This is a genomic window from Komagataeibacter europaeus, from assembly GCF_002173515.1.
Classification (GTDB): domain Bacteria; phylum Pseudomonadota; class Alphaproteobacteria; order Acetobacterales; family Acetobacteraceae; genus Komagataeibacter; species Komagataeibacter europaeus.
This window is the reverse complement of sequence record NZ_CP021467.1, coordinates 1,769,969-1,782,907: the sequence shown is the minus strand read 5'-3', so window position 1 is coordinate 1,782,907 and position 12,939 is coordinate 1,769,969. Positions and strand designations below refer to the sequence as shown.

Sequence of the window (12,939 nt, the reverse complement as noted above, 5' to 3'; positions counted from 1 at the left end):
GCCCCGGGCGCGTCCTGACGGGCGCGATGGGAACGGGTGCCCTGCCTATAGCACTGATAATGAAACAAAAATATCGATAAGTGTTACCTATGAAACAAAAATATAAATGCATCTTTCCATGTCCCGCACAATGATCCGGGCGCGTCCTGCTGATAGGTAAGGTGAAAAGCTGGCTTTCGCTCTCTGGTTTTTCTCTTGACAGAAGGTTAATGCAAAATTAACACCGTTCGCATTGTTCGGGTGCAAGGCCAGCGCAGCGCGTTGGCGGCATTGCAAATGCATTGTTTCAGTATTGCATGATAGGGGATTCGGGTCACCAGGATTCTCTCCTGGATCATAAATGAAGAGTATTTGTTTTTCAGGAAACGGCTGGTCGTATTCTGGGAAAAAGTATGCCGGTGTCAGTCCCGTTGATACAACAACATGGCTGCGGGCGGCGAATTACCAGATATTCTCATGTATTAAGGCAGTGACATAGCAGGCGATGCATACAGGACAGGATTCATGACTGGCAGGATTGCCGGGCTGCTGGCACGTACGGGGCTGGACCGTGTTCCGGTCTGGGTGCCGGTCGTGCTGGGTGTGGCCATCATGGCTTTTGTTGGCTCGGTGGCGGTTGACCCTGCGATGCAGGGCTTTATCTCCATCGGTACGGTTACGGTCCTGCTGGTACTTAACCGTCGACCGGGACGGGGAATCACCATTTTCCTCATGATGCTGTCCCTGCTGGTATCGCTGCGCTACATCGTGTGGCGGCTGACCACGACGGTGCAGTTCGGCAACTGGCTGCAGACGGGGCTGGCCATCCTGCTGCTGGCGGCGGAAACCTATGCCCTGGTGACGCTGTGCCTGAGTTATTTCCAGATGGCGTGGCCCCTGCGGCGCAAGGAACACCCATTGCCCGACGATCCGGCGCTATGGCCGAGCGTGGACGTGTTTGTCCCGTCCTATAACGAGGAACTCTCCCTTGTCCGCTCGACGGTGCTTGGCGCGCTTGACCTCGACTGGCCCGAGGACAAGCTCAATGTCTACATCCTTGATGACGGGCGGCGTAAGGCGTTCCGTGATTTCGCGATGGCGGCGGGGGCGGGCTATATCATCCGTTCCGAAAACAACCATGCCAAGGCTGGCAACCTCAACCACGCGCTGAAAGTGACGCACAGTCCCTACGCCGTCATTTTCGACTGCGATCACGTGCCGACGCGCGGGTTCCTCAAGCGCACCATCGGCTGGATGATCGCCGATCCCAACCTCGCCCTGCTGCAGACACCGCACCATTTCTACGCTCCCGATCCGTTCCAGCGTAATCTTGAAAGCGGGATGCATGTGCCACCCGAGGGCAACATGTTCTACGGGCTGGTGCAGGATGGCAATGATTTCTGGGACGCAACGTTCTTCTGCGGTTCCTGCGCCGTCATCCGGCGCGAGGCCGTGACGGGCATTGGCGGCTTCGCCACGGAAACCGTGACGGAGGATGCGCACACCGCGCTGAAGATGCAGCGCAAGGGATGGGGGACGGCCTATCTGCGCGAACCGCTGGCGGCCGGATTGTCCACCGAACGGCTGATCCTGCATATCGGTCAGCGCGTGCGCTGGGCACGTGGCATGATCCAGATCATGCGGGTGGACAATCCCATGCTGGGCGGCGGCCTGCGGTGGGAACAGCGGCTTTGCTACCTGTCGGCCATGTCGCATTTCCTGTTTGCCATACCACGGGTGACGTTCCTGGTGTCGCCGCTGGCGTTCCTGTTTCTTGGGCAGAACATCATTGCGGCGTCACCACTGGCCATCAGTGTCTATGCGCTGCCGCACATCTTCCATTCGGTCGTGACCCTGTCGCGGATCGAGGGGCGGTGGCGCTATTCCTTCTGGAGCGAGATCTACGAGACATCGCTCGCGCTGTTCCTCATCCGCATCACCATCGTCACCCTGCTGCAGCCGTACAAGGGCAAGTTCAACGTGACGGACAAGGGCGGCCTGCTTGAACGCAGCTATTTCGACTGGGACGCGGTCTATCCCAACGTCATCCTTGCCCTGCTGCTGTCCGTCGCCTTCGTGCGCGGGATATTCGGCATCTTCTGGCAATTTCATGACCGGCTGGCATTGCAGTCCTTCGTGCTGAACACGGTATGGGTGGCCATAAGCATGATCATCGTGCTGGCGTCGATCGCGGTGGGGCGGGAAACGCGGCAGACACGCCACGCGCCACGCGTCACGGTCAGGCTGCCCGTTGCGGTGACCGATGCCCGGGGCCGCAGGTTTGACGCGCATACACGCGACATCTCCCTCGGTGGACTGGCCGTAGAGGGGGCATGGGCCACGGCGGAAATGGAAGGGACCGAAGTTACGGTCCATTATGACAATGCGCGCGATGGTATCCATGTCAACGTTCCCGCGCGGGCGGTGGGGGCAGGCCGGGACATGCTGCGCCTGCAGTGGATCCGGCGCGACCTGCATGATGAGCGGCAGATCGTCAACATGGTCTTTGGTCGCAATGACGCCTGGGCGAACTGGGCGGATTTTGCGCCCGACCGCCCGCTGCGCAGCCTTGCGATGGTGTTCCGCAGCATTGGCGGCCTGCTGAAGCGGCGCGGGCCCGAGGCACCGCGCCCCATGCCAGACGGGGGGGAGGAAGACCTTCCCGCCACGGAAGAAAAACTGGAGAAACAAAGCCTCGTGCTGAAACCTGTTCCCCGTAGCGTTCGTGATGGCGCTACCGCATCTGCCGCGCTGTTTGTCGCCTTTACGGCCCTGGTGCCCGCCGCCATGGCGCAGGAGGGTGCGCCCCCGGCCATGACGCCCGTCGCGGACCAGACCGGTGTCACGGCGGAGGCCCCGTTCGGGGACAGCAATACCGGCAATGTCCCGGACGAGGCGCCGACGATCGATCCCCTCGCCGCCGACCGCATCAGTGATACGGAGGTGACACGCACCATCTCGTTCCGCAACCTGGGCGCCACGACCGGGCCACTGACACTGCGCGGGTATTCCCCGCTGCAGGGCCTGGACGTGGTCGTGCCGGCCAACCGGGTGGTGACGCATGCCCAGCTGACGCTGTCGGGCGCGCTGTCGCCCTCGCTGCTGCCCGAGGCGAGTGCGGTGACGGTCACGCTGAACGAACAGTACGTGGGCACCATCAAGGTTGATCCGCAGCATCCGCAGTTCGGGCCACTGACCTTTGATATCGACCCGCTGTATTTCACGGGCGACAACAAGCTCAATTTCCGTTTTGCCGGCGAATACCGGCGTGACTGCAACGATCTGTTCAACGAGATCCTGTGGGCGCGTATCTCCGACATGTCACGCATTACGCTGACAACGGTGCGCATCACGCCGGAACGCAAGCTTTCGCGGCTGCCCGCCCCCTTCTTTGATCCCAACCTGCGCTCCACGCTGCGCGTGCCTGTCGTGCTGCCCGCGACGGGGGACAAGGCGGCGCTCAGGGCGGCGGGGCTGATTGCATCGTGGTTTGGCAAGGTTGCCGATTTCCGCCAGCTGTCCTTCCCTGTCTCCACCACCATTCCGGCTTCGGGCAATGCGGTGGAAGTGGGCGAAAACCTGGCTGTCGATGCCAGCGGCGCGCGACCTTCCGGGCCGATGGTGGCGGAAATCGCCAACCCCAATGACCGCTGGGGCACGGTGCTGGTTGTGACGGGACGTAACGCGCAGGAAGTGGAAGTTGCGGCGCGCGCGGTGGTGTTCTCGCCCGATACGCTGGGTGGCGTGGCCTCGAAAGTGGTCAGTGATGTCAATCTCGAGACACGCCACCCCTATGATGCGCCAGCCTTCGTGCCGACGGACCGCCCGGTACGCTTTGGCGAACTGGTGGGCGCGGCTGACCTGCAGGGTGGCGGCTTCACGCCCGCGGGCATGACGCTGCCGTTCCACCTGCCGCCTGACCTGTATACGTGGCGCGGGCGGCCGTTCCTCATGAACATGTGGGTCCGCGCGCCTGGCGGCCCCGTGGTCGACCTTGAGACATCGCGCGTCGATGTCAGCGTCAATAACAACTACCTGCAGAGCTATACGCTCTCGCCGCCGGGCCTGTGGCAGAAATGGTCCGAACGCCTGGTCAACCAGCATGCAGGGGCGGTTGGCCATGTCACGGCGCTGCCGCCATGGCTTCTGTTCGGGCAGAACCAGTTGCAGTTCAACTTTGACGCCCGTCCCATCGACCGTGGTGCGTGCCGCCGCACGCCGGGCGATATCCGCATGAGCGTGGATTCGGATTCCACGCTGGACTTCCGGCGCGGCCACCATTTTGCCCAGCTGCCCAACCTGTCCTACTTTGCCGAAGCGGCCTTCCCGTTCTCGCGCATGGCCGACCTGTCGGAAACCACCATTGTCCTGCCCGCCCGTCCCGACATGGGTACGACCGGCGCGTTCCTCGACCTCATGGGGTTCTTTGGCGCATCGACATGGTATCCGGCGGCGGGCGTGGAAATCATGAAGGCGGATGAGGTGGAACAGGCACCGCCGAAGGGGGACATTGTCGTGCTGGGCACGGCGGCGCAGCTGGGTGCCGCAACCGGGCTGCTGGCCCGTTCGCCCTATGTGATCCAGGACCAGCACATCACGGTGGGCCAGCGCACGGGACTGCAGGGGATCTGGTACCTGTTCCAGGACCGTGACCATACGGGGCTGAAGGATGGGGTGACGGCCAACCTGAACGCCCCGATCGCGGAAGCGGGCGTGCTGCTGGCCGCGCAGTCGCCCTATGACAGCCATCGCTCGGTCGTGGCCTTCATGGGGGATACGCCCGAACGCATCCATGACATGGTGCTCAGCCTGCGCGACAAGACGGACCTGCCCTCGCTGCAGGGCGACCTTGTGCTCAAGAATGGCAACCAGTTCACCAGTTACCGCACGGCGCCACTTTATACCGTAGGTTCCCTGCCGCTGTGGATGCGCCTTGACTGGTATCTCGGCCGTCATCCTACGGTGCTTTACCTGACCGGACTGGCTGGCGCGGGGCTTGCCGCGCTCGGGGTCTGGGCGTGGCTGCGTGGCTGGTCGCGCAAGCGGGTTGAGCATGACGACCTGACGGGGGATTTGTGATAGGTCATATACAGTCTTCCCCATCATCTGCGATTGCACTCGGCGTGACGGCGGAAAGCCGGCTGCACATGCCGTACATGGCGGATGTGCCGACGTACAGCCAAAATAATTCTGGTATTGGAGAAAGAAATAGATGAATGCCCTTCTTGCAGGCCTGACCCTGCTGATTATTGGCGACAGTCATGTCACCTTCAAGGACTCGCTCCTGTCCGTGCTGCCCGATGAATTCACCAAGCAGGGGGCGAAGGTCGTGACGTATGGCGTGTGCTCGTCCACCGCTGCCGACTGGGTCGTGCCCAATCCCAACAACGGCTGTGGCGCCGCCGAACGCGTGGGGGACGCACCGATCGGCGCGGCCAACATGAAGCCCGCGTCTCCGCCGCCGATCAGTTCGCTGATCGAGAAATGGCACCCCAATGTGGTCATGGTGGTCCTGGGCGACACGATGGCGGCGTATGGCCAGAATGCGATGTCGAAGGACTGGGTGGACGAGCAGGTCAAGACACTGACCTACGCCATTGGCAAGACGGCGTGCATCTGGGTCGGGCCGACATGGGGGCAGTTCAGCCCGCGTTACGGCAAGACCGACCAGCGGGCGACGGAAATGGCGACCTTCCTCAAGGGTGAGGTCGCGCCGTGTACTTATGTCGATGGCACCGCGCTGCTCAAGCAGGGGAGCGTGAACACGATTGACGGCATCCATGCCACCCCGGACAGCTACAAGGTCTGGGGCGATGCGATCGTGCAGGCGACGCTGCCCGAACTTGAGAAGCTGAAGGACGCGCCGCCAGCGGCCGCGCAGTAAGCCCATCCCGACGTGGTGGGTGACCCGGGATGCCGGGCGCCCACCGCTTTGCCCAAGACTGGCGCAAGCCGTGGAAAATATTGATGCTGCAACTTACTCCCATTCAGCCCGCGCCCAGCCGCTGGCGCACCATTCTGGAAAACGACTTCTTTCCCAGGAACCGTCGGCGCGACATTGACGGCCTGCGGGGGCTGGCCATTGCCCTTGTGGTGCTGTTCCATGCCGGGTGGCTGCAGGGCGGGTTTATCGGCGTCGATATTTTTGTGGTGATCTCGGGTTATTTCATGGGGCGTTCGGCGCTCATGCAGCACCCGTTCCAGCCGGTGCGCTTCGTATGCCGCAGGCTGTACCGCCTGCTGCCGGCGTTGCTGTGCATGATCGCGGCGATCTCGGCAGGGATGCTGTGGTGGGTGCTGCAAAGTGATCGTGCCGATATCGCGCTCAATGGCGCGTATGCGCTGGTGTATCTGTCCAATATCTGGGCATCGGGCCATGTCGGGTATTTCCAGGGGCAGGCCATTGCCTACCCGTTCCTGCATACATGGTCGCTGTCGCTGGAAATGCAGTTTTACGCCATCATCTTCGTCATGGCGCTGCTGCTGCCGCTGACGCATCACCGCAGGCTGGTGCTTTCGGCCATCTTCACCGCGTCGGCGGCATACTGCGCCTATGCCTGGTACAAGGGCGACAGCCAGGCTTATTACAACATTTTCGACCGGCTGTGGCAGTTCTCGCTTGGCACGATGATCTGGATGCTGCCCCGCCTGCGGCTGTCGCGTGGCATGGCCAACCTTGTCTATGCCGCAGCCCTTGCGGTCATCGTGGGATCGGGACTGTTCTATCCGCTGCGCTTTGCCTGCCCGTCCTACATGACGGTGTTCCCGTGCGTTGCGGTTGCGGTCATCATCATGCTGCCTGACACGAAAATGGGGCAGTGGTGTCTTGTGCCGCTTTCACCGCTGGGGGTGATTTCGTATTCCGTCTATCTGTGGCACTGGCCGGGTATTGTCGTGGCGAACTACCTGCTGTTCTTCCAGGTGCATGGGGCCGTGATGGCGGGCGTGCTGGCGCTGGTCATGGTGGTCAGCCTGCTGAGCTACGTCTTTGTCGAGCGGACCGGCCTTGATTATGAAGACCGGGTCAGCATCGCCGCGCGCAACCGTGGCGCGGGCCTGCTGGTGGGTGGCTGCCTCCTGCTTGCGGCAATCCTCGCCTATATTTCCCATGTGTCTCGTGTCCATTAATCATGACCTGACACGACCACGCGGGCGCAGCCTGCGTGAAGGCGTGGCGTGGCGGTGCGCGCCCGCTGCATGGGTGCTGGTGCGCGGCGACATGCTGGCGCATTCATGCATACGTGAAGGCGGGATGCGCATGGCCTGCGCCGTGATGGCGGGCCTTATCCTGTCGGGCGGCCATGCCGCGGCGCAGGGCATGGCGGTGGCGGGCGATCCGGCCGCACCTGTAGCCGCCCCGGCGGATACGGTCGCGATTGCGCCCGCTCAGCCTGAGGCCCCCGTCGGCCCGCAACCTACGCCCGCCATGACGGCGAACAGCGCGCATCTTGCGCATGCGGCGGCGGTGCTCGAACTGCTGCTCAACCAGGGGTATTACTGGCTGGGCCAGCATAATCTGCCCAAGGCGCATGAGACGATCCAGCGCGCGCTGTCCATTGAACCGGACAATAACGAGGCCCTGTTCCTGCAGGGACGGCTGCAGATGGCCGAAGGCAGCACCGTCCAGGCCACGCGCACGCTGGAACGCCTGCAGCGCAAGGGCGATGCGCCCGGTCTGGTGGCCGACCTGAAGGCGCAGATCCAGGCCGGGCCGGTGGACCCGAAGGCCCTGGCCGAAGCCCGCGCGCTGGCAGCGTCGGGCAAGATGATGCCCGCGATGTTCAAGTACAAGGCGCTCTTCAAGAATGGTGATCCGCCACCAGACCTTGCACTGGAATATTACCGCGTGCTGGGGGCGACCATCCTTGGTTATCAGGAAGCCCGCACCAAGCTTGCGGCATGGGTGGCGCGTAACCCACGTGATATAGATGCGCGGCTGTGCCTTGACCGGATCCTGACCTATCGCGTCACCTCGCGGGAGGAAGGTCTGAACGGGCTGCGCATGCTTGCGAAATCCAACGTATCGGCCCAGATCCGCAATGACGCGGTCGCGGCATGGCGTGACGCGTTGCTGTGGGAACCGATAACCGGGCAGAGCATCCCGCTTTATAATGAATGGCTGGCCCTGCACCCCGATGATACGGAGTTCACTGTGCGCCTGAAAAAGGCGCAGGAGACGCAGAACGTCGTTGATGCCGCGAACTTCCACCAGCAGGGTTACGTGCAGCTGGCGCGTCATAACCTTGATGCGGCGGCGGCGGCATTCCATCGCGCCGTGGTCCTCAACCCCCATGATCCCGATGCGCTGGGCGGGCTGGGGCTGGTGGCGCAGGCCCGCCAGCAACCGGTGCTCGCGCGGCAGTATTTCATGCAGGCCATACAGGCCGACCCGGAAACCGCCCCACACTGGCGCGCGGCGCTGAAGGCGCTGGAAGCCGGCGGCACGGGCATGGACCCGCTGGTGGCACGTATCGTGCATGCCATCAACACCGGGCATTACGATGCGGCGCGCACCGATCTCGCCACCCTTGGCGGCCGTCCGGGCAATACGCTGACCGTCCTGTCGCTGCAGGCGATGCTCGAGCGCAGGCTGGGGAACACGGACGAGGCCGAACGGCTGTATCGCGAGGTCGTGCGCCGTGCCCCGCGCAATGCCGAGGCCCTGTTCAATCTCGGCATGCTTGAGGTGCAGACGGGTAATGGTACGGAACTGGATGCGATCATTGCCCGCCTTGACCAGCTGAACCCGGCGCTGGCGCGGCGGTTGACGGTTGCCGCGCTGTCCGCTCAGGCCGACCGGGCTACGGACAGTGACGGTCGCATTGCCCTGCTGCGTCGCGCGCATGCACTGGAACCGAATGATCCGTGGGTGCGGCTCAAGCTGGCGCATGCGCTTGATGACGCGGGTGACCATGCGGCGGCGCAAAGCCTGATGGACGACCTGACCGCACCGCGCAATGCCTCGGCCGAGGCGCTGCAGGCGGGAATCATCTACGCCATGGGCCGCCATGACACGGCCACCGCCAGTGCGCTGCTGGACCGCCTGCCCAGGACCGGCCGTACGCCGGGCATGGACAGCGTGGCCGAACTGCTTGCCCTTGACCGGCGCATAGCCGAACTCAACCATCCGCCCGCCGCGGACAACGCCGCCCTTGTGGCGCTGGCCGACCGGCCTGACCCGACGGGTGAACGCGGCATGCGCATTGCCGCGGCCCTGCTGGCGCGGCATGCGCCACAGGAGGCGGGCCAGGCGCTGGCGCGTGAGGAAAGCCTGACGCAGCCACCCCATGCGGCCCAGATGCTGGCTTATGCGGGGATGTACCTGCGCATGCGCTCGTCCTTCGATACGACGCGTTGCCTCGACGCCTTTGACACCATGGCAAAGGCCCATCCCGCCGATATCACGTTCGAACAGACGCGTGCGCGTGACCAGATCGCCATTGGCCTTGCGGTCATGACCGCCGACAATTTCGACCGCTATGGCCAGACGGCGCAGGCGACGCAGGTGCTTGCCCCCGTGCTGCGCGCCCACCCGGATTCCGCCGAGGCCCACCTGGCCATGGGGCGTGTGTACCAGACCCGGAACATGGCCGCGCGCGCGCTGGAGGAGGACGAGATCGCGCTACGGCTGAAGCCCACCAACATCTATGCGCTGGCCGCCGCCGCGCGTGACGCCGGTGGCGCCCACCATCTGGCGCAGGCGAAGGGCTATGCCACACGGCTGGCCCAGGAGGATCCCGATGGCCCGATGAGCTGGGAAGTGCGATCCGACATCGAACGTATCGAGGGCAATTCGCGCGCGCAGTTGGTGGATGTGGAACATGCCCGGCATGCCCAGTGCAGTCTTGACGGGGAAGGCGAATGTGGCGGGCATGAAAGCTTCCTGCCCGATTACCGCTGGCCCTATATCGACAGCGAATACCTCGACCTGCATGGCGCGACCCTGCCCGCGAGCTACCATTACATCCCCGAGGATGACAGCCCCGAGGCGATGGACCGGCAGATCGTCTACCTGCGGGATTCCATTTCGCCGCAGTTCGACGCCAACACCTTCGTGCGCAGCCGAACGGGGATTGCGGGGCTGGGACAACTGACGGAATTCGCCATTCCCATCACCGCCACCCTGCCGTTTGAATCGTGGGAACACCGGCTGTCCTTTTCCGTGACGCCAACGCTGCTGTTTACGGGTGACCCGCTGGATAACGCCTATTCCGCCCACCAGTTCGGGACGGTCGCGGTTAATGGCGCGCAACCATGGGGCTATCACCATTACTATACGCAGGGCGTGGGGCTGAGCCTGAATTACGTCAACCACTGGTTCTCGGCCGATGTAGGGTCTTCCCCGCTGGGCTTTCCCATCACCAATGTGGTGGGCGGGCTGGAATTCGCGCCACGCCTGACCCGTAACCTTGGCCTGCGCATAAGTGGCGGGCGACGCATGGTGACGGACAGCGAACTGTCCTATGCGGGTGAACGCGACCCGGGCACCGGCAAGCTGTGGGGCGGGGTGACGCGCCTGTTCGGCCATGGCGCGCTGGAATGGTCCGCGCCGGGGTGGAATGCATATGCGGGTGGCGGTTTCGCCTATCTCAGCGGGACCAACGTCATCGGCAATACCGAGACCGAGGCCGGTGCGGGTGGCAGCGCCACCGTATGGCAGTTCCATGACCGGCAGTGGCTGCGTGTTGGCCTTGACCTTATGTATTTCGGGTACAAGCGCAATGCCTACTTCTTTACATGGGGGCAGGGCGGATACTTCTCGCCCCAGCAGTATTACGGTGCCATGGTGCCAGTCGAATGGTCGGGACATGACAGGCGCTGGACATGGTTCCTGCGTGGGGAGGCGGGATACCAGTATTATCGCAGTAATGGCGAGCCATATTTCCCGACCAGCAATGTGTTGCAGGCAAAGGGCGATGAGAACCCGCCCAGCTATTATGGCGACGAGAGCGCAAGCGGCCTTGCGGGCAACGTGCGCGGGCGGCTTGTCTACCAGGTGGACCACCGGCTGCGTGTGGGGCTGGAAGGTGGTTACAGCCGTGCGGGCAGCTGGTCGGAGACCAGCGGCATGTGGATGGCGCACTATACCCTTGATGGCCAGTAACGCCATGATCCTTCAATGCCGGGACGCCAGCACGGTCCCATCACCTTTCGGGAACAGCATGACATGAAAACGCGCAGACAGGTGGCAGTCTTCCTTGCGGCCATGACCGCGCCATCGCTTCTGGCACAGGCGCAGGCGGCGGGATGCGGGCTGGCGGGGGGGGATACGGTATGTATCCCCGCACCCGACCATGCGGGCGGGGGGCTGGACCGCGCCCCCCGGCGTGATGACGACAGCCGCCGGGGTTATGGCGCAGGTGACCTGTGGCAGGCATCGGGCCGGGTATGGCGCGCGGTGTCGGTGGCGCCCGGTGATGCCCGGTGGGAAAATGTCGCGGTCCGCCTGCCGGGTGACGCATTCGGTTCCCATACCGTCTTTGCTGGCGGCCCGATGCGGCTGGTCAGTGGCTATGCCGGCCCTGCCCTTGATATCGAGACGGTGTCGGCTGGCCAGATGGTCATCACCACGCTGGCCATTGGCGGCGACGGCCGACTGGATACCGTGGCCCTGCAACGCGCGCTGTCCGCCCGCGATCCCGGTACGTTCGCAAATGTGGTGCGGGTGTATGACCAGTCCGGCCATGGCAACCACATTACGGCAACGCCGGGCCATCATGTCGTCCATATCGGCGCGGTCAGGGTCGGGGGGATCGATACCCTGTCATGGGGTGAGGAAAACGGTGCTGGCGGCTTCGTGCTGCCGGAGGGGCTGAAGGTCGCGGCCGATGGCTTCTTCTTCGGGACCACCGGCACCTATGCCTCGTCCAATTCGGGCAATGCGGCCGTTCCCATGCCGGTCCTGCTGGGGCAGGCGGGCAGCGGGCGGGAATTCAAGGCCTTCATCGGCAGCTATACCCTTGACGGGTTTGTCCATGTTGCCGACACGCGCAGCCCCGACCTGCGTACCGACCTGGTCATTACCAGTTCGCCCGCGGCGACTGGCGTGGCGGCGGGACCCGGTGGCTACACGCTGCAGGCGGGCAATGCGCATGTCACCCTGCCGGGCATGTTGCCCGGTGGCACGCTGTCGGGCGGGTATATCGGCTACAATGCAGATGGCGGGCCATGGTTCGTGCAGGGGCGCAATACCGGGCAGTGGACCGGTATTGTCATAGCCGACCACGCCCCGACGACAGCGCAGACGCAGGACTTTGCCGCGTCTGCTGCGGCGGCAGGGGACTACATGCCGCAGTTGCGTGATGTCTTTGTCGCCATCGGTGACAGCCGGACCGAGGGATTCCGGGTGCATGATGGCCGGAACTGGCCGTACCTCATGCAGCGCTTCGCGCGTTACCAGAGTTATGATTTCGCGGTGTCGGGGGCTACGACGCGGCAGATGCTCGACATGCTGCCCGCTGCCGAAACCGTGGCCCGTGGCGCCGCGCGCAAGGTGGCCGTTGTCTTTGGCGGCTATAATGACCACCTGCCTGCCTACCATATCCCTGCTGCCGACACGGTGGGTAACCTGAAGCAGATTGTCAGTCGCCTGAAGGCGGCGGGTTATACCGTCGCCATTATTGACGAGGCCCAGACTGGCGGCTCCCCCCGTGCCGCCGTTCATGATGCGATCGCGAAGGGTACCATCGGTGCCGACATCACCATCGATCCCTTTGCCGCCGGGCAGCCCCTTGCCAACGTGCTTGACCATGAAACATGGGATCCCGATACGACGCATCCCAATCAGGCCGGGCATGAAGTAATGGCGAAGTATGTATGGGATCGCATCGGATCCCTGTTCAGTAAATAAATGCCGTCATGATGCGGGTATGGACGACGGACAGGCTGCGTCCATACCCGCCATGCCCGGAAACCGCATGCTGGATGACCCTGTCCCGGGGCTTTTTGGAAAAAAGCTTC

At 63.6% G+C, this 12,939-nt stretch carries 5 protein-coding genes; all 5 read left to right on the top strand.

Annotated features, from left to right (window positions below):
• The first annotated feature begins 504 nt into the window (after positions 1 to 504).
• The 5 genes from bcsA (at position 505) to S101446_RS08180 (ending at position 12,829) form a co-directional block, all read left to right on the top strand.
• Positions 505 to 5,058 (top strand): UDP-forming cellulose synthase catalytic subunit, encoded by a 4,554-nt coding sequence (gene bcsA, locus S101446_RS08200; protein WP_087608087.1) that lies wholly within the window; start codon positions 505 to 507, stop codon positions 5,056 to 5,058.
• Positions 5,059 to 5,191: 133 nt separating this feature from the next.
• A complete protein-coding gene (locus tag S101446_RS08195) occupies positions 5,192 to 5,863 on the top strand; it encodes an SGNH/GDSL hydrolase family protein (RefSeq protein ID WP_019090487.1) in 672 nt (223 codons plus the stop codon).
• A gap of 83 nt (positions 5,864 to 5,946) precedes the next feature.
• Positions 5,947 to 7,107 carry an acyltransferase family protein gene (locus S101446_RS08190; RefSeq protein ID WP_087608086.1) on the top strand — a complete coding sequence of 387 codons (1,161 nt, stop codon included), beginning with the start codon at positions 5,947 to 5,949 and terminating at the stop codon, positions 7,105 to 7,107.
• Positions 7,108 to 7,114: 7 nt separating this feature from the next.
• Complete coding sequence (locus S101446_RS08185; RefSeq protein WP_087608852.1) at positions 7,115 to 11,083, top strand: cellulose biosynthesis protein BcsC; 3,969 nt, start codon at positions 7,115 to 7,117, stop codon at positions 11,081 to 11,083.
• A 15-nt stretch (positions 11,084 to 11,098) separates the two neighbouring features.
• Positions 11,099 to 12,829 (top strand): SGNH/GDSL hydrolase family protein, encoded by a 1,731-nt coding sequence (locus S101446_RS08180; RefSeq protein ID WP_087608085.1) that lies wholly within the window; start codon positions 11,099 to 11,101, stop codon positions 12,827 to 12,829.
• Positions 12,830 to 12,939 lie beyond the last annotated feature (110 nt).